The sequence below is a fragment of the Corynebacterium sp. KPL4072 genome (genome assembly GCF_037908395.1).
Lineage (GTDB): Bacteria > Actinomycetota > Actinomycetes > Mycobacteriales > Mycobacteriaceae > Corynebacterium > Corynebacterium kefirresidentii.
The window spans coordinates 283,845-308,730 of sequence record NZ_JBBMGE010000001.1 but is presented as its reverse complement, the minus strand read 5'-3'; the positions used below and the strand labels follow the sequence as shown (position 1 = coordinate 308,730).

The window sequence follows — 24,886 nt, the reverse complement described above, 5'->3', positions numbered from 1 at the left end:
AGCTTAAAGCCCCAAGTACTTATCTAGGCCGACGACCAAACCTGGGTGTTGCGCAATCTGGCGCACGCCCACCAGTACGCCTGGGGTAAATGACGCACGGTCATAAGAATCTTGGCGAATAGTCAGAGACTGACCTTGGGCACCGAAAATAACCTCTTCGTGTGCGACCATGCCGCGAGTGCGTACCGCGTGTACCGGGATGCCGTCGACATTGGCTCCGCGTGCACCGTCCAGTTGCTTTTCCGTGGCATCCGGCATCTCGCCTAGGCCTGCCTCCTTGCGAGCGGCTGCAATCCCTTCAGCGGTATGGATGGCGGTACCGGACGGCGCATCCAGCTTTGTCGGGTGGTGGAATTCAATGACCTCTGCAGTTTCAAAGAACTTAGCGGCCTGCTTTGCCAACACCATGGTGAGCACAGCGGAGATGGCAAAATTCGGCGCAATCAGGACATTGCCAGCACCGTCTTGCTTAGTCCACTCCTCTACCTGCGCCAAGCGTTCCTTATCAAAGCCAGTGGTCCCCACCACACAGTGAATGCCTTGGGCAATGCAGAATTCCAGATTTCCCATGACGGAGTCCGGCTGAGTAAAGTCCACGATAACCTCCGCGTGGGCGTCGACAAGCTGCTGCAAATCATCACCGCGGTCGATTTCTGCCACCAGCTCTAGATCATCTTCTGCGTTTACACCTTCGACGATTGCTTGACCCACGCGCCCGTGAGCACCTAGTACGCCAACCTTGATAGCCATGGTGTGTTCTCCTTATTTCAGCCACATCGTTAATACTTTTCTCCCCATCCTAACGCGCATGATAGCTGCGCAATTCCTCGCCTGCTTCAAAGCATATGTTCTCCTAAACGGTGCCCGAGCTTCATCACTAGGATGGCCTGCATGCAGATATATATCGCTTCCGTTCCCGTAGATGACGTTGCACGCGCTCACGATTTCTATGTCAACACGCTAGGATTCCGCGTTAAGGATGACGTTACCCACGGCGATTTCCGCTGGCTTACCGTCACCAATGCTGATGGCGAGGGAGACACCGAGCTACTTCTCGAGCCGAAAGGCCACCCCGCAGCAAAAGACTATGCCGCGGCGCTAAAGGCCGATGGAATTCCGGTAACCCAATTTCTCTCCACGGACATTGAAAGCGAATACAAGGAGCTCAGCAACAAGGGCGTGCACTTTACCATGGAGCCCACCGATGTTGGCCCCTCCATCATTGCCGCTTTTGATGACACCGTGGGAAACCTTATTCAGCTCGTACAGTTAAAGAAGTAGGCCTACTTCCCGCTTCCGCAACGTGCCTCTTAGGACGTTTAACAATTGCATCACTTTCTAACCCCTGCCCCATCAGCCTCAGTAGGATGGGCTTATAGCACGGTAAGCACCAAGGAAGTGATGAACTTGTCTCGTTCAATTTTCTCTCGCACTCTCGCCCTAGCCACCAGCGCAGGATGCGCATTAGCGCTTGCCGCTTGTTCCGCAGAGGACTCCACGCAGCAAAGCTCACCGGCACTTAGCGAGGTTCAGTCAACTGTCGACACGGCTGAGGCCGCAGCCAGCACCACCCCACCTACTACTTCCGCCCCGCAAAGCACCTCAGCGGCGGATGCTGGCCAGCAATCAATCCCACAAGTCGCGTCCCCAGTTGCGTTTGCGGGCATGGGCACAGCCTCGCTCGAGGACCAACAACATATGCCGGAAGGACTTGGAAACCTCATCCCCACGGGTGTGCGAGTGGGAGCTCATGATGGGTTTACGCGCGTTGTTATCGACTTGGAGGGCGAAGGTGAACCGGGGTGGTTTACCTCCTATACCGATGCCCCCGCCCAACAGGCATCCGGCAAGCCAGTTGAGGTTCAGGGCACTACCTTTCTAAACCTAGGCATTGAGGGAACGCCATGGCCTTCAACCCCTGGGCTCAAGGAAAAATACATGTCCCCAGGCACTACTCTGGGTGCCGGGGTGGTGAGCGAAATCAACTACACCACCACATTTGAGGCACAAACCCAGCTCATTATCGGCCTTAAGAAAAAGACTCCCTACTCGGTGACTTTTCTGCAAGAACCATCGCGCGTGGTGATTGATTTCCAGAATTAAAGTTCTGACATCACCGCTCGGGGTACGCAAACATCAAGAAAGGCCCTGACTTCCAGTGGGTGAACTGGAGCTCAGGGCCTTTTAGGCTTGAGGATTAATCCTCAACCGGAACCAGGGAAATCTTGCCGCGGTTATCGATGTCAGCGATTTCTACCTGAACCTTATCGCCAACGTTGATGACATCTTCTACCTTTTCGATGCGCTCATCGCCACCCAGGTTGGAAATGTGAATCAGGCCGTCGCGACCCGGGGTCAGGGAAACGAATGCGCCGAACGGAACGGTCTTTACCACGGTGCCTAGGAAGCGCTCTCCTACCTTCGGCAGCTGCGGGTTAGCAATGGAATTGACCTTTTCGATGGCAGCATCTGCAGCTTCACCGGTAGCAGCGGAAACATAGACGGTTCCGTCATCTTCGATGGAGACATCTGCGCCGGTCTCCTCGGTGATCTGGTTGATGGTCTTGCCCTTTGGCCCAATGAGCTCACCAATCTTATTGACCGGGATCTTCACAGAGGTGATCTTCGGGGCGAGGCCAGACATCTCATCCGGCGTATCGATGACCTCAGCCATGGTTTCCAGGATGGTAGAGCGGGCATCACGAGCTTGCTCCAATGCCTGAGCCAAGACCTTAGACGGGATACCATCCAGTTTGGTGTCTAGCTGCAGGGCGGTGATGTACTCGGAAGTACCTGCGACCTTGAAGTCCATATCGCCAAAGGCGTCCTCGGCACCGAGGATATCGGTCAGGGCGACGAACTTCTCCTTACCGTTGACCTCACCGGAAACCAAGCCCATTGCGATGCCGGCTACGGGTGCCTTCAGCGGAACACCGGCGTTGTAGAGGGACAAGGTAGAGGCGCATACGGAACCCATGGAGGTAGAGCCGTTGGAGCCCAAGGCCTCAGAGACCTGACGGATGGCGTATGGGAAGTCCTCGCGGGAGGGGATGACCGGAAGCAGGGCGCGCTCGGCTAGTGCACCGTGACCAATCTCGCGGCGCTTCGGGGAACCTACACGGCCGGTTTCACCTGTGGAGTATGGCGGGAAATTGTAGTGGTGCATATAACGCTTGGATTCCACTGGGGTCAGGGAATCGATCTGCTGCTCCATCTTGAGCATGTCTAGCGTGGTAACGCCCAAAATCTGAGTTTCTCCGCGCTCAAACAAGGACGAACCGTGAGCGCGTGGCACCAAATCCACCTCAACGGAAAGGTCACGGATATCGGTAACGCCGCGGCCATCAATGCGGAAGCCCTCAGAGAGGATCTTCTGGCGCACGATCTGCTTCATCAGGGCGTTATACGCGCCACGGATCTGCTTCGAGGCGTTGTCCTCATCCAAATCTTCGAACTGGTCCAAGAGCTTTTCTTCGACCTGCTCCATGTATTCATTGGTAGCATCGTCGCGTTCCTGCTTGCCCGGAATAGTCAGCAGCTTCTCTAGCTTCTTGGTAGCAGCGCTTTCCACAGCTTCGAAGACGTCATCACTATAGGCTGGGAAGAGGGGGAATTCCTGAGTTTCCTTGGCGGTACGCTCCGCCAGACCGTTCTGGGCCTCACACAGGGTCTTAATGAATGGCTTGGCTGCTTCCAGGCCTGCAGCGACGGTTGCTTCCTGCGGCGCAGGGGCGCCTTCAGCAATGCGCTCTGCAACGTTGGTGCCGGCACCGGCCTCGACCATCATGATGGCCACGTCGTCCTTGCGGCCCTTCTTTACCATGCGGCCGGCAACAACCATCTCAAAGAGCGCGCGCTCGTGCTGCTCGTGGTTCGGGAAAGCCACCCACTGGCCTTCCGGGTGCTTATCGTCGGCGATAAGAGCCATGCGGACGCCGCCTACAGCACCAGAGACGGGCAAGCCAGACAGCTGGGTAGCGGCGGAAGCGCCGTTGATGGCAACGACGTCGTAGTACTCTTCCGGATCCTGGGACATGACGGTGACGACAACCTGGACCTCATTGCGCAGGCCCTTGACAAAGGTCGGGCGCAGCGGGCGGTCGATGAGGCGGCAGGCCAGGATAGCCTCAGAGGAAGGGCGTCCCTCTCGGCGGAAGAAGGAGCCCGGAATCTTGCCAGCGGCGTACATTCGTTCTTCTACGTCAACGGTCAAGGGGAAGAAGTCGAATCCCTCGCGCGGCTGGTTAGAAGCGGTGGTGGTGGCCAACAACATGGTGTCATCGTCCAAGTAGGTGGTCACGGAGCCGTCTGCCTGGCGGGCTAGCTGGCCGGTTTCAAAGCGCAACGTGCGGGTACCAAAGTCACCATTGTCTAGCGTGGCAATGGCTTCGGTAATGCCAAAGTCCTCGTCAATGTTGAACTCGACGGAGTTCTGAACGCTCATTAAAAAATGTCTCCTTGAGTGGTTTAGGCGATCGTCGGTGCCGCCTGGTCAATTTTGTCTACGACAACGCTGTCAAATTCTAACAGAAAAACCACAAAAAGCCCCGCCTAAGGGCGGGGCGAGAGGGCCAAAGCTGAGCCGAAATTAACGACGCAGGCCCAGGCGAGAGATCAGATCACGGTAGCGATCGACATTGTTCTCAGCCAGGTACTTCAGCAGGCCACGACGGCGACCAACCATCAGCAACAGACCACGACGGGAGTGGTGATCGTGCTTGTGGAACTTCAGGTGCTCGGTCAAGGTATTGATGCGGGAGGTCAGCAGGGCAACCTGTGCCTCGGGGGAACCGGTATCGGTTTCGTGCAGGCCGTACTCCTTGAGGATTTCAGCCTTCTTCTCAGTGGTCAAAGCCATGAGTATTTCTCCTTTATTTCAGTCCACATTATCGTGACGCATAAGCCTGCGCGGTGCGCGGGACTTGTACGTGCCGCAACTGCTGTGAACCGCAGTCGCTAAGCCAAAGAAACACCTTACAGCGTTCGGACACAGAAAATCAAAACCACCTGCCCCTTAAGTCTGGCTTGCTAGAGCTCGCTAAAGAGGGTTTCCAGTAGTTCTACAAACTCCCGCACAAAGCGCTCGCTATCTACACCCACAGCTACTTTCGCGGTTGCCGGTGTCGAAAGCCGGGTTTCGTCTGCGATTGTCCGACCGCGGGTAGGGCCGGTGGTATCGGTCTTGAGGTTTATCGAAAGGACGTCGACAAGCGAGGCATCTGCCGCCACCGCCACGGCCAGTGGATCGTGCAGGCCGCAACCGCCCAAATACGGCGACGTAGTGGCATAGGCACCAATATAATAATCGACCATATCCGCGAAGATGCGGCCGGCACGGGTACCCGAAGCGCGCCAACGAGCGGATTCCTCCGCAGTCAACAACGTGCGCAAAGTGACATCCAGGCCCACCATGGTGATATCGCCGGCATGGCGGAATAGGTAATCGGTAGCCTCCGGATCCTGGGAAATATTAGCCTCAGACCACGGGGTGACATTTCCAGGTACTGTGAGCGCCCCGCCCATCATCACCAGGTGCGCGTTCGCGGCAAAACTGGGGTCTTGGCGCATTGCGGCCGCAATCGTGGTGGAAGGACCGGTAGGAATAATGACCAAATCAGCGCCATGCTCATGGACGGCTTGGATGAGGAATTCTGCCGCGGGTTGAGACTGGACCTGCCCGGTTGCCGGCGGCAGGAGGACCTCGCCTACGCCGTTGCGGCCATGGATAAAAGAAGAAATCTCGCTCGGCCGAAAGCCATCCGGGCTGGGGCCGGCAAAAACCGGAATATCGCCTTTACCCAGCAGCTCCAGGAGGGCAAGTGTATTGCGCACGGCCAAGGGCACAGTCACGTTGCCGTACGTACAGGTCACACCGATTAGCTCCAAGTCTGGATGGGCTATGGCATACGCCAGCGCCAAGGCATCATCAATGCCGGTATCGAGATCGAGAATGGCCTTCATTTATTTCTCCCGTAGGAAATAGTCTTTGGCAGTCCAGCCTTGTGCCTTAGCATCGGCGGCAAGCACCTGGCGCGCCTTGGCTACGTCATTGGCCATGGCCTCTAGCAGCTCATCCACGGAATTAAATTTCACCATATCGCGAAGGTGACCGACGAAATGCACCGTGGCCTCATATCCATACAGATCCGCATCGCGGTCGAGCACGAAGGACTCGATGGAGCGCTCCTCGTCACCAAAAGTGGGGTTGGTGCCCACGGAAATAGCAGCCGCGTAGGCCACGCCAGGGCGCATGTCGCCGTCTATGGAAGCGTCAGAGTGAACAATAAACCACCCTGCATAAACACCATCGGCCGGGATGGCCACCGTATCCGGGAAGTACTGATTGGCCGTAGGAAATCCCAGTTCCTTTCCTCCCCGACCCGCGCCGCGTACCACGGGCCCAGTCACGGTGAAATGGCGGCCGAGCGCCCAATTAGCGGATTCAATGTCCCCGTTCGCAAGACACTCGCGAATATGGGTAGAACAAATCCGCACGCCGGCATCATCCAGCAACGGGACGATATCTACGCTAAAGCCAAACTCGGCACCAAAATCTTGCATGGCCCGGGCGGTTCCGGTGGCGCCAGCGCCAAAGGTGAAGTTCTCCCCCACCACTATGTGCTGCGCATTGAGCTTTCCCACCAACAGTTCTTCCACGTAGGGCCGCGGCTCCACGCCGGCTAGGTCTTTGGTGAAGTCGATGACAAGCACGGCATCAATGCCTAGCTCTTCGGCCAATTCCAGCCGGCGCTCAAAGCTGAGTACTGCCAGTGGGGCACGCTCCGGCAAGAATACCGACACCGGGTGCGGGTCAAAGGTCACCATGACAGGGCGCTCGCCATTGGCGCGAGCGTGCTCCACACAGGCGGAGATAAGCTGCTGATGGCCGCGGTGTAGGCCGTCAAAAACGCCGATTGTTACTGACGTTGGGCCTAATTCCGCAGGGATGTCATCGATTCCATACCAAATATCCACGCAGACCATCGTAGAGCATAGACTTAGAGGCTATGACTGATGCGCTCGCAAACTCCGGACTCGTCATCGTAGACAAACCCGCCGGTATGACCTCCCACGATGTTGTCGGCCGCCTACGCAGGTATTTTCACACCAAAAAGGTGGGCCATGCCGGCACCTTGGATCCCATGGCCACCGGCGTGCTTGTCCTTGGCCTGGAGCGGGGCACCAAGTTCTTGGCCCACATGGTTGCCTCCACTAAGTCCTACGACGCCACTATCCGGCTCGGCGCCGCCACCACCACCGATGACGCCGAGGGGGAATACTCCTGGGGCGCTAGCGCTGCAGGCGTTGACCGCCCTGCAATTGACGCTGAAATTACCAAGCTCACTGGCGATATCATGCAAAAGCCCGCGGCCGTATCAGCCATTAAGATTAATGGCCGCCGCGCCCATGAGCTCGTACGCGAGGGCCACGAGGTAGACATTCCCGCGCGTCCGGTAACGGTGGATACATTCGACGTTCTCGCACAGCGCCGCGAGGGCGACTATATCGACTTAGATGTCACGGTAGATTGCTCCTCTGGCACCTATATCCGCTCCCTGGCCCGTGATTTGGGCGAGGCGCTTCAGGTAGGCGGGCACCTTACTGCTTTGCGCCGCACAAAGGTGGGCCCTTTTACGCTTGCCGACGCCCTCTCGCTCGACGACCTTGCCGATTCCCCGCGCCTTTCCTTGAGCTTGGACGAAGCCTTGGCTCGCTGCTTCCCGGTTCTATCCGTCACCGAGGATGAGGCGGCGGCTCTAGCTATGGGCAAATGGCTCGAACCCCGCGGGCTTAAAGGCGTGCATGCTGCCGTGGCTCCCAATGGTCAGGCGGTCGCGCTCATCAAGGAAAAGGGCAAGCGCCTAGCCACCGTGTTTGTCGCACGGCCTTCTACCCTTTAATGGCTAAAGTCTAGGGCCGGAACCGATGTGGACACGATGACGTAGCCATCTCGAATCACCCAGCGCCCAGTGATAAACGGCACCGGAGTGGGCCGGGCCAAAATATAGGAAATGAGCGTGCCATCCTCGCGCAGATCAATTTCAGCTTGATCAAAGTCGAGCCAGCGGAAGGTCATGGGAAACCACGATTTATACGTGGCTTCCTTGGCGCAAAAGAGCAATCGGTCTGCGCAGTTAATCCCCGCCTTACTTAGCCGCAAGAGCTGCGGCATCTCCCCGGCTCGGGCAATCATGGCAAGAACATGATCCGGCAGCGGCTCGGCGGGTTCTGCGTCCAAGCCCACAGATTTTAGGGCGGAGGTTGGAGCAACCACCGCGGCCCGCATTCCCTCAGTATGCGTCATCGATCCGATAAAGCCTTCTGGCCATAGCGGCATGCCCCGCTCGCCGCGCAAAATCGGCGTCGCCGGGTTAGCACCCAATTCCTGCAAGGCTCGGTGCGCGCACCACCTAGCATCGCCGAACTCGGCCTTGCGCGCATCAACTGCCTGAGAAACGAGAGACTTTTCTTCAGCCTCAAGGTCTTCAAAGTTCGCCAAATCCGCGTAACTCGAATCCGTGCGCACATAGCAATATCGCGCACTGTCAGGAAATAGCTCTGGATACATCATGGTGTCCCCTCCTCCGCAAAGGAACGCAGTACCGGATAGGGCCACGCCTGGGCGGTCTCGCGGCCCTGCCACTCTCGGGGATACCCCAACGATGTCTCTATGTGGTCCACGCCGTCCACATTGATGCGGGAGGACATGTGCAAGTGTCCATAGATTACGGATTCGGCGTTATAGCGGCGCGGCCACGACCGTGTATGCCGCGTTCCGCACCATAAGGCAATCTCGGGAAAGCGCAACAGCATCGTCGGCTCTTGCACCAACGGCCAATGGTTGACCAGCACCGTAGGACCATTCACGCGGGAAAGACGTTTAATGGAATAGGCCAATCTATCCCAGCACCACGCCCGAATGTCTACATAGGGGGCAATGGCGAACTCATCCGTCATCATCAGTTGCTTTGCACGTGCCGCTGCAATAGCTTGGTCCACGCTAAGACCATGTGGACGGAAGCTATAGTCATACAACGTAAAAAGCGGCACGATAGTAGTCCCGTGGAATACCGGATACGGGTCTTCGGGAGTGATAACTCCGATTTCCCTACACCTATCTACCAGGTGCGTGTATTTGTCTCGGCCTTGATATTGCTCTTGTGAGCGCGAGAAAAGTTCATGATTGCCAGGCACCCAGATGACTCTGGCATAGCGGTCTTTGAGCTGCCGCAGAATTCGAATGATGAGATCGGTGCGCTCTGCTACGTCTCCAGCCACGATGAGCCAATCCGCGGGATCTGGCGGCGTGAGCTGAGCAATGCGCTCACTATTGGCGCTTACCGCACCATGCAGGTCAGAAACCGCCCACACTGTTGGCATAGGTTCTACCTGCCTTCCAAACAACTGCGCACTGCACGGAGACGTGCATCACCCGCGAATATCAATACGCCCACTTTAGCGCAGCTAGTTCTCTTGTACTAAGGCCCATTTCATGGATCGGAACCGGTAGACCACGCCCACCATACGGAAAGCAATGAATGCAGCAAGGCCGCACCACACGCCAGTCAACCCTGTGCCCATAAAATGCGCCAAGATGACGCCTGGCAAAAATCCCACCAAGACCGAAGAAATGGTCAAAGTGCGCAAGAACGCAGCATCGCCGGCGCCCAGCAGGACACCATCGAGCGCGAAGACTACGCCACCGCCAATGACCATGGCTACCAAGATCCACCACGGCTGGCCAATGGCATCGAGTACCTCCGGAGCGGAGGTAAAGATGCGTGGAATAATTCCCGCGCCGGCAGCGAAAACGGCGGCCAGCAGTCCCGAAAAAATCGTAGAGTACAACACGACCTTGCTGCCTACACCGCGTGCATGCTTAGCAGAGCCAGCGCCTAGGGCCGCTCCCGTCAAAGATTGTGCGGCAATGGCCAAAGAATCCAAGATGAGGGACATAAAGTTCCACAACTGCATCATGATCTGGTGACCGGCCAGAGAAGCGGTACCCACCCGGGAGACCACGGCCGTGGCGGTGAGGAAGGCCACCTGGAAGCTAGCCGAGCGCAGAATAAGATCGCGGCCCAAAATCAACTGCTCCCGTATTACATGCCATTGAATGTGCCAGGAGCCGGTATGTTCCTTGTGTAATTCGCGGACAAATAGCGCAGCAATAATGCTCATCCCCAGTACCGTGGCTATAGCGGAGCCGGCCAGCCCCCAGAAATGGACAAAGATGGGCACTGCAATCGCGCCGGGAATCATGCCAGCCAAGGTGAAATACAGCGGTTTCTTTGTATCTTGGACTCCGCGCATCCACCCGTTGCCAGCCATTTCCACCAATGTAACGGGAATGGCAAGTGCCGCGATGCGCAGCCACAACGCCGTTCCGGCAGCCGTGGCGGGATCACCAGTTAAAGCACGAGCAAATACGCCGCCGAAAATCCACATGATAACCGCGAGAAGCCCGCCTACTCCCAAGGCCACATAGGTAGCTTGTACGCCCTCAGCAACCGCAGCCTCGCGTTTTCCGGAGCCAAAGAGGCGAGCAGAGCGAGCGGTCGTGCCGTAGGACAAAAATGTCAACTGCGTAGTCACCACGGAGTGAATCGTGGTCGCTGCGGCCAGAGAAGCTAGCTCTTGCGCGCCAAGGCGGCCGACCACCGCGGTATCCAACAGAAGATAGAGTGGCATCGCCGCTAGCACGCCAAGCGCAGGAAACGCGAGGCCAAAGACCTCGCGTGCGGTTACTGTGCCGGCGGTGGAGCGATCCTGGGTGTTCAATCCATCCGTCTGCCCTGTACTCATTGAATAGCGGCCACCAATTCCTTAATGATTTCTTCTGGAGCTCCGTGAGCGGTATACCCTGCGGCTGGAACATGCCCGCCGCCGCCAAAGTTAAGCGCAACGGAGGAGCAATCAATCCTAGAGGAACGCAGGGATACCGCCCATACCTCCGGAGCTTGCTCTTTAAACACCACGCCTATGGTGGTTCCTTCTAGCGCACGGACGAATTCCACCAGTGACTCCACGGCCGAATCTGAGTGGCCGTGGATATCATCCCTTCGCGCGACAAGGATGCCTAGGGTGTGCTCCCCTGCTTCCTCAATACGCAGACCAGCCAGTACCCTACCAATCATCTGTAGATCGTCCGGTGTGTTGGAATCCAAGAGGTCAGCGGCGATCTGCTTGGTATCGAGATCATAATGCATAAGGCGGGTGGCAATATCGTGCATTGCCGGCCTACCCCAGCGGAAGCTGCCGGTATCAGTCATCAAACCAGCATAAAGGCAGTGCGCGATATGACGGTCAACTTGAATTTCTAGAGAATCCAGGATGCTCAGCAAGACCACGGTGGTGGATTCACATTCGGTATCCACCACATTGATGGCACCGAATCCTGGATTAGAAGAATGGTGGTCAATGCACAGAACCCGGCCTTGCTGGGCTAGCTGCTCAATGTGGTCTGCAAAAAATCCCGTCCGGTCCAAGGAACCACAATCAACGGTGACATAAAGGTCGTAGCCTTCGGGCAGTTCGCGGCTGACGATGACGTCCTCGGCACCGGGAATGGTGTATAAGTTCCGGGAGATTTCCCGATCTTGGCCCACGACGGCGCACACGTCTTTGCCCTGTTGCCGCAACGCGAGCAGCAACGCCGCAGCAGAACCGATAGCATCGGCGTCCGGCCGCAGATGCGTGACAATGCAGATGCTGTGGGCATCCTGCAGGGCAGCAACGGCCGGCTGGTATTGCTTTTTAGTCACTTAAGCCTCGTCTTCATCGGAGGTCTTATATGGGTTTGCGTCCCCTGCGGGCTGGGCGTTTTCCTTCAGCTTCGCCAACTCCTCGTCGCGGGCACGGGCACGAGCTAATAGTTCTTCCATATGAGCTGAAGCTTCTGGGACGGTATCGACCTCGAAGGTCAGCGTCGGGGTAAAGCGCACGGAGAGTTGATCTCCTACAATCTTGCGCAGCTGCCCCTTAGCGCGCTTGAGAGCTTCTTCTGCTTGCTGGAAATCCGGCTCGGAGTCAATGTCTTTTCCGCGCACGGTATAAAAAACGGTGGCATCGTGCAGGTCGCCTGTGACTCGAGTATCCGTGATGGTCACCAGCTCAAGGCGGCGATCCTTAATCTGGCGTTCGATGGCGCTTGCCACGATTTCCTGAATGCGCTTGGCCATACGCGCTGCGCGTGCGTGATCAACCATGTGAACCTCCCAGCTCAAAAAGAATCCATCTTTAAAATTACCGCCAACCGGTATAGAAACCACCAGTTTAGTGCGCAATACCGGACAATGAAAACCCGTACCGCTTGCACAGGTACGAAGTGGGCCATGCAAAATCATCGCTATAAACAAGCTGCTAAAGCAAAAGGCCTACTTCCACTCTCCCCAATCCTCCCACCTGTGTGCTGGAAGCACATTCAGTGGAGAGACGGTGAGTGTAGAAGTGGGCCTTGCGGCGGCGTCATTTAGTCGCGCGGAACCTCGACCTCTTCGTAGGCCTGGATGATGTCGCCTACCTGGATATCCGGGTAAGAGAGCACCATACCGCACTCATAGCCGGCCTTGATCTCGGTTGCGTCGTCCTTCTCGTGACGCAGGGACTCAATCTTGGCGTCGGCAGTGATGACGTTGTTATCGCGCAGCAAGCGAACCTTGCCGTTGCGGACAACCTTGCCCTCGGTGACCATGCAGCCGGCGATGGTACCCACTGCGGAGGACTTAAACAGGGCACGGATCTCGGCCGCGCCGGTGTCGCGTTCCTCGTAAATCGGCTTGAGCATGCCCTTAAGCGCAGCCTCGACCTCTTCGATGGCCTTGTAGATGATCGTGTAGTAACGAATATCCACGCCCTCTTGGGTGGCCATCTCCGTCGCCTTGCCTTCCGCACGAGTGTTGAAGGCAATGATAACGGCGTCGGAAGCCGCAGCCAGGGAGACGTTGGTCTCGGTCACAGCGCCCACACCACGGTCGATGATGTTGAGCTCGACTTCGTCCTCGGTCTTGATATCCAGCAAGGCGTCTTCCAGTGCCTCGACGGAACCGGCATTGTCGCCCTTGAGGATGAGGTTGAGGGTCGAAGTCTCCTGCAATACCTTGTCCAGATCCTCCAAGGAGACGCGCTTGCGCTGCTTGGCCTGCAGGGCAGAGCGCTTGCGGGCGTCACGCTGATTGGCAATCTGGCGGGCAACGCGGTCGTCTTCCACCACGAGCAGGTTATCGCCAGCGCCAGGCACACCAGACAGGCCTTGGACCTGAACCGGGCGGGATGGACCGGCCTCTTCGACGTCGCCGCCGAATTCATCGAGCATGCGGCGCACACGGCCGTGTGCATCGCCCACGACGATGGAATCGCCCACGTGCAAGGTACCGCGCTGGACAATGACGGTAGCAACCGGACCACGGCCGCGGTCGAGGTGTGCCTCAATTGCCACACCCTGTGCGTCCATATCTGGGTTAGCGGTCAGCTCCAAGGCCGCATCCGCGGTCAGGATGACGGACTCGAGCAGCTGATCGATGTTCTTACCCTGCTTCGCGGAGATGTCCACGAACATGGTGTCGCCACCGTATTCCTCCGGAACCAAGCCGTATTCGGTGAGCTGGCCACGGATCTTGTCCGGCTGCGCTTCCGGCTTATCCACCTTGTTGACCGCCACGACTACCGGAATATCCGCAGCCTTGGCGTGGTTGATGGCCTCCACGGTCTGTGGCATGACGCCGTCATCGGCAGCAACCACGAGGATAGCCAAATCGGTGGACTTAGCACCACGAGCACGCATGGCGGTAAAGGCCTCGTGACCCGGGGTATCCAGGAAGGTAATGGTGCGTTCGCCGTCCACGTCTACCGTGGTCTGGTATGCACCAATGCCCTGGGTGATGCCGCCTTCCTCGCGGGCGCCCTCGTTGGTCTTGCGGATGGCGTCCAGCAGGCGGGTCTTACCGTGGTCAACGTGACCCATGACGGAGACGACTGGAGGACGATTCTCCAGCGCTTCCTCGCCGCCTTCGTCCTCACCGAACTGCAGGTCGAAGGACTCGAGGAGCTCGCGGTCCTCATCCTCAGGGGAGACGACCTCGACGTTGTAGTTAATCTCAGAGCCGAGCAGCTGCAGCGTATCTTCCGATACCGAAGCGGTCGCCGTCACCATTTCGCCAAGGTTAAACAGCGCCTGCACCAGTGCTGCTGGATCCGCACCGATCTTCTCAGCGAAGTCCGAAAGGGAAGCGCCACGACGCAGGCGGACGGTCTTGCCCTTGCCATCTGGCAAGCGCACGCCGCCTACGACATGCTTCTGCTGCTCTTCGTACTCATGACGCTTCTGACGCTTAGACTTCTTGCCCTTGCGTGGAGCGCCACCTGGACGGCCGAATGCACCTGCGGTGCCACCGCGACGTCCGCCGCGTCCGCCGCCACGGAAACCGCCTGGACGGCCGCCACCTGGCCGACCGCCGCCTGGTCCTCCGTGACCACCACGGCCACGGCCACCGCGTCCACCACCGCTCGGTGCCTTAGACGGCATCGATGCAGGATTCGGATGGGAAGGCATCATCGCTGGGGATGGACGACGACCGCCGCCACCCTGGCTATTGCCGCCCTGGCGGTTATTTCCGCCCTCGTTTTGGCCGCCGCGCTTGCCGCGGTTATCAGGCTTGTTACCGCCACGCGGGCCCTTAGAGCCGCCTGGACGTGGGCCCGGCCGGTTATCGCCGCCGCCCGTGGAGAACGGGTTATTGGCTACGCGGCGGGTACCGCCTGGCTTCGGCATCGGGCGAGGCATGGAATTGCCTGGGGTCGGGCGCTCGCCCGACTTCTTGCCACCAGCCTGGCCGGGCTTAGGTGCGCCCTGACCTGGCTTTGGTGCGGCAGGCTTGGCCCCCGGCTTCGGAGCCTGTGCGCCCGGCTTCGGTGCGGCAGCCTTTGCCCCGGGCTTGGCCGCAGCGGACTGCGCCCCTGGCTTAGGAGCATTTGCCTTGGCAGTGCTCTTAGCAGCACCCTTGGCAGGCTTTTTGTCTTGCTTCTTCTCGGCGGACTCATCGCCACCGGACTGTGCTTCATAATGAGCTCGCATCTTCTTAACCACCGGCGGTTCGATGGTGGAAGAAGCAGTCTTTACAAACTCACCCTGTTCTTTCAGGGTGGCGAGCAGTTCCTTGCTGGTTACTCCGAGCTGCTTTGCTAGCTCGTGAACACGTAGCTTTCCGGGCACTTGTCTCCTCTTGGTATCGACTAGGAGCCAAGGCCACGGAAACTGGCCTGACCCCTAGTTAGGTTTGTTGGACGTTCATCGCTGATGCTTCATCGTTGTGCGCTCATCAGTGTTCGGTCTTCCTTTGTAACTCTGGTTTGTACGAATCTAACGCGGTGTCTTCCGCCTTAGCTACTTGTCCGCGCTGCGCTTCCAAGTATTGACGTACCTGACCTGTGTCCACGGGTGCGGACGTGCGAAGCGCGCGCTTGAAAGCACGTTTGCGCTCCGCCAGCTCGAGTGCAGAAAGGGTGGGGCTAATCCACGCCCCACGACCGGGAAGCCGGCGGTGGGGATCTGCTACCAGACGGCGGCCATGCGGATCATCTCGGTCGATAACCACTCGTAGCAAGTCCGTATCTGGCAGGCGGCGGCGAGTAGCGATGCAGGTCCGGAGTCTTAGCCTCTCAGACATTCAACTCCTTACTTTTCGCGTCGCCACTATGCCCCATTCTGCAACTGGGCCATTTACTAGACTACGCTACAACCGCGCAGATCCTTAATTAGCGTCAGCGTCCGAGTGAATATCAATCTTCCAACCGGTCAAACGAGCAGCTAGTCGGGCATTTTGCCCCTCTTTACCAATGGCCAGGGAGAGCTGGTAATCCGGCACTACCACACGGGCGACCTGCGCCTCGTTGTCCACGACGGTGACCTTTACCACCTTTGAGGGGGCTAGCGCATTGCCTACATAGACCGTGGGGTCCTCACTGAAGTCAATGATGTCAATCTTCTCACCGCCGAGCTGACGCATGATGTTGTTGACGCGCTGGCCGCGGGGCCCGATGCAAGCGCCCTTCGCGTTCAGACCCTTCGCGTGGCCCACAACCGCTACCTTGGAGCGGTGACCCGCCTCGCGGGCGATGGCAATCATTTCTACGGTTTCATCGGCAACCTCTGGAACTTCCAGCTCGAAAAGGCCACGCACCAATTCAGGGTGGGTACGCGAGAGGTTGATCTGCACCTGGGCACCATTGCGATTCACGCCGACAACGTAGGCCTTAATGCGGTCACCGTGCTCCAGCTTTTCACCGGGAATCTGCTCGGCAGGCAGTAGAATGCCGTCCTGGGATTCCAGCTCAGAGCCCAACTGGACCACGACGATGCCGCGGGCATTAGCGCGGGCATCGCGCTGGACGATGCCACTGACCACGCGGCCGGTAAGCCCCGAGTAGGAATCATAGGTGCGCTCTGCCTCCGCCTCGCGCAGCTTGCGCAAGATGGCCTCGCGCACGGCCTGTGCGCCTACGCGGCCAAAGTTCTCTGGGGTGTCATCGTATTCGGTGGTTACTTCCCCAGTTTCCGGGTCGCGCTCCGAGACGATGACGCTGACTGCACCAGTGGTGGTATCGATATCGACGCGGGACTTGGCGCCTTCCACCTTGCCGCCAGCATTAGACTCGCGGTAATCCAGGTAGGAATACAACAAGGCACCCGCAATCGCTTCCAGCAAGTCCTTTACCGGGACGTTGCGTTCGGATTCGATGGTGCGAAGTGCCTGCAGATCAATATTCACTTGTCATTCCTCTCGGTTGCCGGTTAATTCTCGGCTTCTTCAAACGTCTTGTGCACCGCCGCTATTTCCTGTTCGGACGGCTGCGCAAATTCAATTTCTACCACTGCCCGGGCAATGTTTTCCAATCGCTCTGCGCGCGTCTGCACGTCCTTTTTATTTGCCGTGATGAGGATTACGGCATCGGCGGCGTCGTTAAGCGCGCCAATGCGAGCTGTCTGAGACTTGCCATCGCCAAGGTCGAAGGAAACCTTGCGCCCCCGATTGCGGCGCCAGTGGCGTGGAGCGGTCAACGGCAAATCCACTCCAGGGGTGGAAACCTCCAGGGTGTAGCCGGCACCAAAATTGAGCTCCCCTGCTTCTTCCTTGGCGTCAAAGAAAGCAGAAATCTCATTAGATACTTCCTCCAGCACGTCCGAGCTAGGGCGCTTATCACCATCAATACGGATAACCACCTGGGATTTCTTCCCCGCCTTGGTGGTCTTAATGTCTTCTACATCCAATCCCCGCTCAGCTAGCTTTGGCTGCAAGAGTTCGGTCAATTGTTGTGCATCTGGGAAAGCCATGCCCACTAGCCTACGTGCTACCGGGTACAGTCTTTTGCGTGAACCGCCGACGTATAGCTTTGATCCTCGTAGCCACAACCGCCACCCTGCCCGCCTTAACCGGGTGCCAGGCAGTTGATTCCGTCGTCGACTATTTCGGCCCCCGGCCGGAAAATAGGCTGCTCGCGCTTGCCGACGCCGCCGCAACCGACGCCCTTACTTTAAACGGCGTCGACGATCACGCCGCGGGGATCCGCAGTTCCCAGGCCGATGCCCTCTATGCCGAAATTACGCGCCTCTGCGGTACCGACGATGCCGGCAATCCCCCACGCTCGTGTGAGGTAGAGCGCCCCACTAAAGCTAACCGCGCCGCGGATTCTTCCGAAGTCATGGAAAATGCCGCCTCTGCTACGACAGCGGCAGCCGATGAAGTCACCGTTGAATCGCGCATCCTAGTGACCGAGCAAGCCATCGCACTCAATGCTTGGCTGCCAGGCGATGCTCCCGCTATCCCAGAGCTTTCCCAACCAGAGCAAAAAAGTGCTGCCGATCTCCTTGCCTGGGAGTATGAACAGGTTTATGCGCTGGATTTCGCGCGAGCCTACGTCGGCGCAGAGCACGAGGACAACGTGGACCACCGCTTAGAAGTCCACCACCGCCGCATCGATGCCCTGCAGGAGGCCTTAGGCCGGTATGGCACCGTGCCGCAACCCGAGCCGGCTTATTCTTCCGGCGACCAAGAACTTCCCCATGATTCCGCATCTGCGCTGGACTTTTTAGGCGGCCTCGCCGAACAGGACGGCCGGAAATGGTCCGCCGCCGCTGCGCAGGCGGCGCAAGAAGAATCACCAGATCAAGACTGGATCACCTGGCTCATCGGCATCGCGGCCGAATCCCACGGCATGCGCTAGAACGCGACGCCTGCCTGTCAATCCCCTGAACGCCGGACAGTGAAAATATAGCGAGCTCTACGACGCTATGCATTGCTTCTGCTCTACAAGCGTGCGTAGGTTGGTGCACCATGAGCTTGCAGGAGATACCGCGAGCCTAAAAGACACAAAGAGAAGGAGTTTCCTCTCAATGCGTTCTAAGAAGACCATTTTGACTGTATCCGCCGCCGCACTGGGCCTTGCTGGCCTTGCCGCCCCTGCCGCTACTGCCGCACCGGCTAGCGCTTGGGATCAGGTTGCCGCCTGCGAGTCCGGCGGTGACTGGCATATCAATACCGGAAACGGTTACCAGGGTGGCCTGCAGTTCAACGCGCAAACCTGGGCTGCCAATGGCGGCACCCAGTACGCTGCAACCGCTGACCAGGCAACGCGAGAGCAGCAGATTGCCGTGGCCGAAAACGTTCTGGCCACCCAGGGCGCTGGCGCATGGCCTAACTGCAGCGGCCCAGTTGCCGGCTAAGTCCTAGGCTCCGGCACGAAAGCGAAAACCGGCCCCTCCTCCCCACCCTGCGGCGTTTCCGCGGGGTTGAGGACGGGGCCGGCTTTTCTGCTGCGTCTTCCTGGCTAGCGCACAGCAATGCCAATTCCTTTTAAGCCTCGTGCTTGGCGATATTCCAGGCATACATCATAAGCAGCACCTGCAGCGGCTGACGGATGATGTGGTAGATCTTTTTCGGCCATCCTGCCTTGCGCTCAATCCAGGCGTGGTACATATTGGCTGGCCATACAGCGGCAAAGAGCGCAAGCGCAGAAGCACCGCCGAACCCACGGGTAGCGCGGCGCCGCAGCAACGCGCCAGTGACTATCTCCCAGAGACCAGAAGCAAAGTTATAAAACCGTGCGGGGCCGGGCAGCTGCGGCGGAACGATGGATTCGAAAGTTTGCGCCTTCACAAAGTGCAATACGCCCATGGCGGAAAGCACCGTGGAAAGTCCATTCTTTTGGAAATTCATGCCTTCCACGGTACCCCGACGCGAATCATTGCGCGCTTTTCTAACCGCGAACCAGCTCAAGAATCTTGTCCACGATTTCCTCCGCCGGGACCTCTAGGGTCTCTCCGCCGCGGATGCGCAGCTCTATCTTGCCTTCCTTGAAGGCACGGCCCAAGACTGCCACAAATGGCATGCCTAGCAGCTCTGCATCCTTGAACTTCACGCCTGGGGAGACCTTCGGGCGGTCATCAAAAAGCACCTCGATCCCCTTGGCGGACAGCTCTTCCACCAATGTGTCGCCGGCCTCCATGGCTGCGGCGTCCTTATTAGCCACTGCCACATGGACCTGGTACGGCGCGACAGCTACCGGCCAGTTAAGGCCCTTGTCATCATGGCGCTGCTCGGCTAGCACAGCCAGCATACGAGTGATGCCGATGCCATAAGACCCCATGGTGGGAACCGCACGCTTGCCGTTTTCATCCAAAATCTGGACGTCGAAGGCCTCGGTGTATTTGCGGCCCAGCTGGAAGATGTGGCCCAGCTCGATGCCGCGCTCCAAGGTCAACGTGCCCTGGTTATCCGGGGCAAGATCGCCTTCCTTGACCTCTGCGGCCTCAATGAACTCATCCACGGTGAAATCGCGGCCAGCCACGCAACCAACCACGTGGCGCTCGCTTGCGTCAGCGCCGGTAATCCACGCTGTGCCCTTGACCACGCGCGGATCGGCCAAGATTTTAATGTCATTGGCGTTCAATACGCGCGGTCCAACATAGCCCTTGACTAGGAAGTCATTGTCAGCAAAGTCCTTGTCCCCGGCCAATTCAAACTCCACCGGCTCGAGTGCAGCCTCGAGGCGCTTTTCATCCAGTTCACGATCGCCCGGGATGAGCACGGCGGCCAACTCGGACTCGCGCTTTTCGCTCTCAGCAGCTGGGTGGAAGAGCTTTACCATCATGCATTTGAGGGTATCTGCGGCCGTTGCCTCGCGGCCGTCGATAGTAATGCCTGCTTGCTTTGCCCAGGAAACGAGTGAATCAATGCTCTCTGCATTCGGGGTGTCGTATTCCTGCGCCTCTGGCTGGCCCTCGATGTCCTTCTCCGCAGGTGCTGGGGTAACTACGGCTTCCACGTTGGCAGCATAATCGCCTTCAGTAGAGCGCACGAAGGTATCTTCACCGACTTCAGAGACGGCGAGGAACTCCTCCGAGGCAGAACCACCCATCGCGCCAGAGGTGGCCTTACAAATGGCGTAATCAATCTCTAGACGGTTGAAAATATTTTGATACGCCTTCCGGTGGCGGCCATAGGACTCATCCAATCCTTCATCGGTCATGTCGAAGGAGTATGAGTCCTTCATGGTGAACTCGCGGCCGCGCAGCACACCGGCGCGGGGGCGTTCCTCATCGCGATACTTGGTCTGAATCTGATACAGCGTAACCGGAAAATCCTTATAAGAGGAGTACATGTCCTTTACTGCGCTGGCAAACATCTCCTCGTGGGTAGGGCCGAGTAGCATGTCTGCGTTCTTGCGGTCCTTCAGGCGGAAGAGATTATCGCCGTATTCAACCCAACGGTTGGTCTTTTCATAAGGCTCGCGCGGCAACAAAGCAGGAAAAAGCATTTCCTGACCGCCAATAGCATCCATTTCCTGACGGACTACGTCTTCAATCTTGCGCAGCGTGCGCAGGCCCAACGGCAGCCAGGTATAAACGCCCGGCGCAACGCGGCGGACATAGCCGGCGCGCACGAGCAGCTTATGGCTGGGGACCTCAGCATCAGCCGGGTCCTCACGAAGGGTACGGAGAAATAGTTCAGAAAGGCGGGTAATCATGCACAAAAATATACCTCGCTACCCTGTATATATGCTCATTATCCTCCCTCCTTCAGAAACTAAGGACCACGGCGGCACAGGCCACGCGCTTGATTTCGCGCAGCTTTCCTTTCCGGGACTAAACGAAACCCGGCGCGAAATTGCAGCTGAGCTGCAGTCTCTTTCGGTAGATGAGGCAATGAAGGTGCTGAAACTCTCAGAAAAGCTGCGCGGTGAAGCCGAGTCCAACCAGGGGCTTTTTACCACCCCCACCATGCCGGCCGTGTTGCGTTATACTGGCGTGCTTTTTGATGCCCTAGACGCTCCCACCCTCCCCACATGGGATCGCCTTGCCATTGGCGACGCCCTTTTTGGCATCCTCCGCGCCAGCGATCCCATCCCTCATTACCGGCTTTCGGGCGGGACAAAACTTAGCGGCCGCACCATGAAATCGCACTGGGGCAAGCAGATTACGCAGGCTCTCGAGGGGGTAGACGAGCTTATTGTTGATCTGCGCTCGGGTACGTACCAACAATTGGGCCGGGTGAAAGACGCGGTAACGGTGCGGGTAGAAAGCGTGCAAGAAGATGGCTCGCGCAAGGTAGTCAGCCACTTTAATAAGCACTACAAGGGCCTCCTCGCCCGCGAGCTAGCGCTCTCTCCTGCCGATGCCTATAGCGCCGCCGACGTTGCTGCTATCGCGCGCGCCGCAGGTATGACCGTTGAAGAACCGCGGCCGGGTTCGTGCGAGCTCACGCTCCTGGTCAGGCGCTGAGCCGACCACCGTTTGCCCAGCGCGGTCTGTTTAGCGCAACTGCGGGTTATATAGCAGGCTATTGCGTTGCACCGAGCACTCCGTCGCCACGCGTATTGAGCCGGAAACATGTCCGGATTCGCGCAGGGGGTAAAGCTGGCCTACTACCCTATCGCGCAGGTCCCAGGGCGAAATGGTGTTGAGGTAGATCTTGGTACCGCCTTCGAATCCAGCGAGCGTAGAAATACGTAACTTGATAAGAATGCGCCATGGTTGGGCAACATCGACGTCTGCGGGCTTGTGGTGCCATTCCTCATTGCAGGGCACCTCGCGGCCTACTGCGGCGTGGGCAGCGTGGACTAGATCGCTCATGGCACGAATTTCTTCTTCCGACTGCAGCCACGGCTCGCAGGTTGCGGACTTGGAGTACACCTCCAATGTGGGATAACGGTGTCCGAAGCCGGCGAAGAGGACAGCACGGTCGTTTTCCGCGATGACGAGATTGCGGCTAGCGGCATAATCCACCGCCCACTCGTTGTACATGTTCATATTGCTGCGCAGCATCTGGACCTCTCGGTGAGAAGCCATACCGCGATCATCAATAGCAACGAGCTGCTTGTGCAGGTGCTCGAAGGAAGCACCGGCTGGCTGCAACCAGTTTTGGAATGCCACCACGTACGGGGCGTAGCGGTTGCGCTCGTAGAGATCCCGCATGGCGTCGATAGTCAGCTGCATAAAGAGCAGGTGTTCTTCAGCGCTTAGCGTGCCCGAAGATGCCAACTGCGAATCATCCTGTGCGCCGCGCTCAAAATGGCGGCCAGCCACGATGACGTCGTGACCGCCGGCGAAGAATCCAGCAGCCTGGTCCACCAGTTCTTCTTCGCTTGTCTCAGGCAAGTGCGCTGCTTTGCGCTTCGTGCGCACTATCTTGAGCACATGTTCCCGGCCGACCGGATCGCTAAGGTAGTTCTCCATGCGCTGGCGGGTTTCGGCATCCATCTCAAAGCCGTAATTGGCATGCCAATAGTCATAAGAGACGATTTCAAACAGATTGGGGATGCGCCGAAAGGCCGGCACTGTGTGATCGTATTCCTGCAAGGGCAATCCACGCACAATCCCGCCGGAAGGCAGAATGCGTGCCTTTTCCGGCGGGGTATCGGTCAAGCGCCCAGAGCAAAAGGCGCAGCGATGGCTAAAGTCTTCCTCTTGCAGTGGCTGCGGGTTAGCTACTGGTACAGACAGCGGGCGGTTGCCGCGGCCTGGCACGGTCCATACCTCGGTTCCCGAGAACGGGTTGACCTGTTTGACCGTGCCATCCCGCATGGTTTGGATGGGCTCAATGCGGGCAAAAAGTGCATCACTCATGCCCACTAGGGTAGTAACGTCTAGTACCTATTTCGCAACAGAGCGACGACGCGCCACCGCACAGGACCCACCAACGGTGAGCACGATCATCACGATTAGAACGACAGCGGCGACAGCTCGAGATTGCTCATCACCACTGCGGTTGGCGCCCATTACTAGCCCCCAAGCGTTGGCATCAGGTAGCACGCGGAGGATAGCCTTAGCCCAAGGAGCGCTAACGGCATCGAGGGCGGTTTCAATGACGAAATACTCTGCCACGAGAATCATCGCTGCGAATGCACCACTGCGCAAAAGGTAGGCCAAGCTGGTAGCTAACAGGATAAAGACAGTCCACTCAACGTAGGCAAGGATGAACCCATTGTTATCCGGCCAATGCATAAAGCTGTCAAAATTGAAATCACCTCCGAAGGCAGTAATCAACAGCGTGGCTACCACCATGCCCAGTGTGGCCGCGAGCAGTAGCGAAAAGGTGATGATGAAAAATTGGCTCAGCACTATACCTACGCGGCGATTTGATGAGAGGTATGACCATGAAACTGTTCCTTTACTTTGGTCGCCGCCTACCATCATGGCGGCAGCAAACACCATCACGACAATGGCGAGTGAACCGGAAATAGACACATCGACAGCCTCGAACTTGCCGTCGACCGTACCATTGAAGTCATTCGCCCAAGCCAACAAGACAGCGCCGGCAGCCATGCCAGCTGAAACTACGGCGAGGTATATCCAAGTAGAGCGGAGCGAAAATAGTTTCCGGGATTCAGAAATCAGAGCGTTCATGTGAATCTATCCTTTGCAGATGGAGCGTGTTGTGCAGGTGAAAAACTATGCAGAGCGGTAGGCCACGTGGTCGGCTGTCGCGCCGAGGTAGGCCTCTTCCAGGGAGGGCTGCTTGCGTTCCAAGCTGGAGATGAGAATGCGGTTATCCAGACAGATGCGGCCGATGTCGGAGCCTTCGAGGCCGCGCACGCGCAGGACCTCACCGTCAAAGGAGGTCTCCGCATCGGTGCCGTGCAACAGCCGCAGGAGTGCATCGGGCTGGTCCACAATCACTTCGAGGCTTGCGCCTCCCGTGCCATTGACAAACTCCTCCACGGTGCCCTCGCCCAGCAACTTGCCCTTGCCGATGACCACGAGGCGGTCTGCGGTGAGCTGCATCTCCGAAAGAAGGTGGGAGGAAACCAACACGGAGCAGCCGGCCTCGGCGAATTCGCGGATGCGGGCACGCATCCAGTGCACGCCTTCGGGGTCGAGGCCGTTGACGGGTTCGTCAAGAAGCAAGTGCTTCGGCTCGCCGATGAGCGCACAAGCAAGGCCCAGGCGCTGCTTCATGCCTAGCGAATAGCCGCCCACGCGCTTGGTGGCTACCTGGGTCAGGCCGACGCGGTCCAGGGTGTCATCCACGTGGTTCATGGACACGCCCTGCAACGCGGCCATGTAGCCCAGGTGAGCACGGGCGCTGCGGCCTGGGTGGAACCAGGTGGCGTCCAACAAGGTGCCCACCGTGGTAGCGGGATTGGACAGCCCGCGGAAGGGCGTGCCATCAAAAGTCGCGGTGCCGGAAGTCGGATTCTCCAACCCCACGCACATGCGCATGGTGGTGGATTTGCCAGAACCATTCGGTCCGAGGAAGCCGGTGACTTGACCGTCTGGGACCTCAAAGGAGAGGTCATCTACTGCTTTAAAGGAACGGAAATTCTTGGAAAGGTGTGAAACTTTGAGCATGGTTTCCATCGTGCCGCCTGACCAGCACGAAGTAACCATCCT

General features: G+C 58.1%; 25 protein-coding genes. 6 read left to right on the top strand and 19 right to left on the bottom strand.

Annotated features, from left to right (window positions below; all coding sequences use genetic code 11):
• Window positions 1–3: 3 nt before the first annotated feature.
• Window positions 4–750, bottom strand: a complete 747-nt coding sequence (gene dapB / locus WMP97_RS01440; RefSeq protein ID WP_049361192.1) for a 4-hydroxy-tetrahydrodipicolinate reductase — start codon at window positions 748–750, stop codon at window positions 4–6.
• Between the two features lie 141 nt (window positions 751–891).
• On the opposite strand from dapB, the gene WMP97_RS01435 reads away from it, so the two are divergent.
• A complete protein-coding gene (locus WMP97_RS01435; RefSeq protein WP_301731972.1) occupies window positions 892–1,281 on the top strand; it encodes a VOC family protein in 390 nt (129 codons plus the stop codon).
• Between the two features lie 126 nt (window positions 1,282–1,407).
• The gene (locus WMP97_RS01430) at window positions 1,408–2,103 is read left to right on the top strand and encodes an AMIN-like domain-containing (lipo)protein (protein ID WP_445293074.1); all 696 of its coding nucleotides are present in this window, start codon (window positions 1,408–1,410) and stop codon (window positions 2,101–2,103) included.
• A gap of 94 nt (window positions 2,104–2,197) precedes the next feature.
• On the opposite strand, the gene WMP97_RS01425 is transcribed toward WMP97_RS01430, so the two are convergent.
• The 4 genes from WMP97_RS01425 to WMP97_RS01410 form a co-directional block, all read right to left on the bottom strand.
• Window positions 2,198–4,444 carry a polyribonucleotide nucleotidyltransferase gene (locus tag WMP97_RS01425; RefSeq protein WP_023021343.1) on the bottom strand — a complete coding sequence of 749 codons (2,247 nt, stop codon included), beginning with the start codon at window positions 4,442–4,444 and terminating at the stop codon, window positions 2,198–2,200.
• A gap of 144 nt (window positions 4,445–4,588) precedes the next feature.
• Window positions 4,589–4,858, bottom strand: a complete 270-nt coding sequence (rpsO, locus tag WMP97_RS01420; RefSeq protein WP_005278802.1) for a 30S ribosomal protein S15 — start codon at window positions 4,856–4,858, stop codon at window positions 4,589–4,591.
• 170 nt (window positions 4,859–5,028) lie between these two features.
• Window positions 5,029–5,961, bottom strand: coding sequence for a nucleoside hydrolase (locus WMP97_RS01415; RefSeq protein WP_023021342.1), 933 nt, complete (start codon window positions 5,959–5,961; stop codon window positions 5,029–5,031).
• The gene (locus WMP97_RS01410) at window positions 5,962–6,984 is read right to left on the bottom strand and encodes a bifunctional riboflavin kinase/FAD synthetase (RefSeq protein WP_023021341.1); all 1,023 of its coding nucleotides are present in this window, start codon (window positions 6,982–6,984) and stop codon (window positions 5,962–5,964) included.
• A gap of 23 nt (window positions 6,985–7,007) precedes the next feature.
• Between WMP97_RS01410 and truB the strand changes: the two genes are divergently transcribed.
• Window positions 7,008–7,901, top strand: coding sequence for a tRNA pseudouridine(55) synthase TruB (gene truB, locus WMP97_RS01405; protein WP_023021340.1), 894 nt, complete (start codon window positions 7,008–7,010; stop codon window positions 7,899–7,901).
• On the opposite strand, the gene WMP97_RS01400 is transcribed toward truB, so the two are convergent.
• The 9 genes from WMP97_RS01400 to rimP all read right to left on the bottom strand — a co-directional run bounded on the left by WMP97_RS01400 (window position 7,898) and on the right by rimP (window position 17,329).
• Window positions 7,898–8,572 (bottom strand): 4'-phosphopantetheinyl transferase family protein, encoded by a 675-nt coding sequence (locus WMP97_RS01400; protein ID WP_023021339.1) that lies wholly within the window; start codon window positions 8,570–8,572, stop codon window positions 7,898–7,900. The two genes, truB and WMP97_RS01400, sit on opposite strands and share 4 nt — an antisense overlap.
• A complete protein-coding gene (locus WMP97_RS01395) occupies window positions 8,569–9,381 on the bottom strand; it encodes a metallophosphoesterase family protein (RefSeq protein WP_023021338.1) in 813 nt (270 codons plus the stop codon). Before WMP97_RS01395 ends, WMP97_RS01400 begins: the two co-directional genes overlap by 4 nt.
• 84 nt (window positions 9,382–9,465) lie before the next feature.
• Window positions 9,466–10,806 carry an MATE family efflux transporter gene (locus WMP97_RS01390; protein WP_340439645.1) on the bottom strand — a complete coding sequence of 447 codons (1,341 nt, stop codon included), beginning with the start codon at window positions 10,804–10,806 and terminating at the stop codon, window positions 9,466–9,468.
• The gene (locus WMP97_RS01385; RefSeq protein WP_023021336.1) at window positions 10,803–11,765 is read right to left on the bottom strand and encodes a DHH family phosphoesterase; all 963 of its coding nucleotides are present in this window, start codon (window positions 11,763–11,765) and stop codon (window positions 10,803–10,805) included. The genes WMP97_RS01390 and WMP97_RS01385 overlap by 4 nt, the downstream gene beginning before the upstream one ends.
• A complete protein-coding gene (gene rbfA / locus WMP97_RS01380) occupies window positions 11,766–12,209 on the bottom strand; it encodes a 30S ribosome-binding factor RbfA (protein WP_023021335.1) in 444 nt (147 codons plus the stop codon). It lies immediately after the preceding gene.
• A 263-nt stretch (window positions 12,210–12,472) separates the two neighbouring features.
• Window positions 12,473–15,211 carry a translation initiation factor IF-2 gene (gene infB, locus WMP97_RS01375; RefSeq protein ID WP_301733154.1) on the bottom strand — a complete coding sequence of 913 codons (2,739 nt, stop codon included), beginning with the start codon at window positions 15,209–15,211 and terminating at the stop codon, window positions 12,473–12,475.
• 106 nt (window positions 15,212–15,317) lie between these two features.
• Entirely contained in the window at window positions 15,318–15,665 is a 348-nt protein-coding gene (locus WMP97_RS01370) for a YlxR family protein (protein WP_200288938.1), read from the bottom strand.
• An 84-nt stretch (window positions 15,666–15,749) separates the two neighbouring features.
• Window positions 15,750–16,766, bottom strand: a complete 1,017-nt coding sequence (nusA, locus tag WMP97_RS01365) for a transcription termination factor NusA (RefSeq protein WP_023021332.1) — start codon at window positions 16,764–16,766, stop codon at window positions 15,750–15,752.
• A 23-nt stretch (window positions 16,767–16,789) separates the two neighbouring features.
• Entirely contained in the window at window positions 16,790–17,329 is a 540-nt protein-coding gene (gene rimP / locus WMP97_RS01360; protein ID WP_023021331.1) for a ribosome maturation factor RimP, read from the bottom strand.
• Window positions 17,330–17,367: 38 nt separating this feature from the next.
• Between rimP and WMP97_RS01355 the strand changes: the two genes are divergently transcribed.
• A complete protein-coding gene (locus WMP97_RS01355) occupies window positions 17,368–18,219 on the top strand; it encodes a DUF4439 domain-containing protein (RefSeq protein WP_200288937.1) in 852 nt (283 codons plus the stop codon).
• Between the two features lie 169 nt (window positions 18,220–18,388).
• Window positions 18,389–18,718, top strand: a complete 330-nt coding sequence (locus tag WMP97_RS01350; RefSeq protein WP_023021329.1) for a transglycosylase family protein — start codon at window positions 18,389–18,391, stop codon at window positions 18,716–18,718.
• Window positions 18,719–18,848: 130 nt separating this feature from the next.
• Here the strand turns inward: WMP97_RS01350 and WMP97_RS01345 are convergent, their stop codons facing one another.
• The gene (locus WMP97_RS01345) at window positions 18,849–19,211 is read right to left on the bottom strand and encodes a DoxX family protein (RefSeq protein ID WP_034655866.1); all 363 of its coding nucleotides are present in this window, start codon (window positions 19,209–19,211) and stop codon (window positions 18,849–18,851) included.
• A 40-nt stretch (window positions 19,212–19,251) separates the two neighbouring features.
• Window positions 19,252–21,021 (bottom strand): proline--tRNA ligase, encoded by a 1,770-nt coding sequence (locus WMP97_RS01340; RefSeq protein ID WP_023027868.1) that lies wholly within the window; start codon window positions 21,019–21,021, stop codon window positions 19,252–19,254.
• 31 nt (window positions 21,022–21,052) lie between these two features.
• Between WMP97_RS01340 and yaaA the strand changes: the two genes are divergently transcribed.
• Window positions 21,053–21,775, top strand: coding sequence for a peroxide stress protein YaaA (gene yaaA, locus WMP97_RS01335; protein ID WP_023021326.1), 723 nt, complete (start codon window positions 21,053–21,055; stop codon window positions 21,773–21,775).
• A 30-nt stretch (window positions 21,776–21,805) separates the two neighbouring features.
• Here the strand turns inward: yaaA and WMP97_RS01330 are convergent, their stop codons facing one another.
• From WMP97_RS01330 to WMP97_RS01320, 3 genes are read right to left on the bottom strand one after another with little or no spacing between them, the layout of a single operon-like run.
• Window positions 21,806–23,119, bottom strand: a complete 1,314-nt coding sequence (locus WMP97_RS01330) for a DUF4921 family protein (protein ID WP_023021325.1) — start codon at window positions 23,117–23,119, stop codon at window positions 21,806–21,808.
• A gap of 27 nt (window positions 23,120–23,146) precedes the next feature.
• Entirely contained in the window at window positions 23,147–23,899 is a 753-nt protein-coding gene (locus tag WMP97_RS01325; RefSeq protein WP_023021324.1) for an ABC transporter permease, read from the bottom strand.
• A 45-nt stretch (window positions 23,900–23,944) separates the two neighbouring features.
• Window positions 23,945–24,844 (bottom strand): ABC transporter ATP-binding protein, encoded by a 900-nt coding sequence (locus WMP97_RS01320; RefSeq protein WP_034655868.1) that lies wholly within the window; start codon window positions 24,842–24,844, stop codon window positions 23,945–23,947.
• Window positions 24,845–24,886 lie beyond the last annotated feature (42 nt).

Bases quoted from the DNA above. Each gene is read 5' to 3' on its own strand.
- dapB (WP_049361192.1), bottom strand. From the start codon at position 750: ATGGCTATCAAGGTTGGCGTACTAGGTGCTCACGGGCGCGTGGGTCAA.
- WMP97_RS01435 (WP_301731972.1), top strand. From the start codon at position 892: ATGCAGATATATATCGCTTCCGTTCCCGTAGATGACGTTGCACGCGCT.
- WMP97_RS01425 (WP_023021343.1), bottom strand. From the start codon at position 4,444: ATGAGCGTTCAGAACTCCGTCGAGTTCAACATTGACGAGGACTTTGGC.
- rpsO (WP_005278802.1), bottom strand. From the start codon at position 4,858: ATGGCTTTGACCACTGAGAAGAAGGCTGAAATCCTCAAGGAGTACGGC.
- WMP97_RS01415 (WP_023021342.1), bottom strand. From the start codon at position 5,961: ATGAAGGCCATTCTCGATCTCGATACCGGCATTGATGATGCCTTGGCG.
- WMP97_RS01410 (WP_023021341.1), bottom strand. From the start codon at position 6,984: ATGGTCTGCGTGGATATTTGGTATGGAATCGATGACATCCCTGCGGAA.
- truB (WP_023021340.1), top strand. From the start codon at position 7,008: ATGACTGATGCGCTCGCAAACTCCGGACTCGTCATCGTAGACAAACCC.
- WMP97_RS01400 (WP_023021339.1), bottom strand. From the start codon at position 8,572: ATGATGTATCCAGAGCTATTTCCTGACAGTGCGCGATATTGCTATGTG.
- WMP97_RS01395 (WP_023021338.1), bottom strand. From the start codon at position 9,381: ATGCCAACAGTGTGGGCGGTTTCTGACCTGCATGGTGCGGTAAGCGCC.
- WMP97_RS01390 (WP_340439645.1), bottom strand. From the start codon at position 10,806: ATGAGTACAGGGCAGACGGATGGATTGAACACCCAGGATCGCTCCACC.
- rbfA (WP_023021335.1), bottom strand. From the start codon at position 12,209: ATGGTTGATCACGCACGCGCAGCGCGTATGGCCAAGCGCATTCAGGAA.
- WMP97_RS01370 (WP_200288938.1), bottom strand. From the start codon at position 15,665: ATGTCTGAGAGGCTAAGACTCCGGACCTGCATCGCTACTCGCCGCCGC.
- rimP (WP_023021331.1), bottom strand. From the start codon at position 17,329: ATGGCTTTCCCAGATGCACAACAATTGACCGAACTCTTGCAGCCAAAG.
- WMP97_RS01350 (WP_023021329.1), top strand. From the start codon at position 18,389: ATGCGTTCTAAGAAGACCATTTTGACTGTATCCGCCGCCGCACTGGGC.
- WMP97_RS01345 (WP_034655866.1), bottom strand. From the start codon at position 19,211: ATGAATTTCCAAAAGAATGGACTTTCCACGGTGCTTTCCGCCATGGGC.
- WMP97_RS01340 (WP_023027868.1), bottom strand. From the start codon at position 21,021: ATGATTACCCGCCTTTCTGAACTATTTCTCCGTACCCTTCGTGAGGAC.
- yaaA (WP_023021326.1), top strand. From the start codon at position 21,053: ATGCTCATTATCCTCCCTCCTTCAGAAACTAAGGACCACGGCGGCACA.
- WMP97_RS01330 (WP_023021325.1), bottom strand. From the start codon at position 23,119: ATGAGTGATGCACTTTTTGCCCGCATTGAGCCCATCCAAACCATGCGG.
- WMP97_RS01325 (WP_023021324.1), bottom strand. From the start codon at position 23,899: ATGAACGCTCTGATTTCTGAATCCCGGAAACTATTTTCGCTCCGCTCT.
- WMP97_RS01320 (WP_034655868.1), bottom strand. From the start codon at position 24,844: ATGCTCAAAGTTTCACACCTTTCCAAGAATTTCCGTTCCTTTAAAGCA.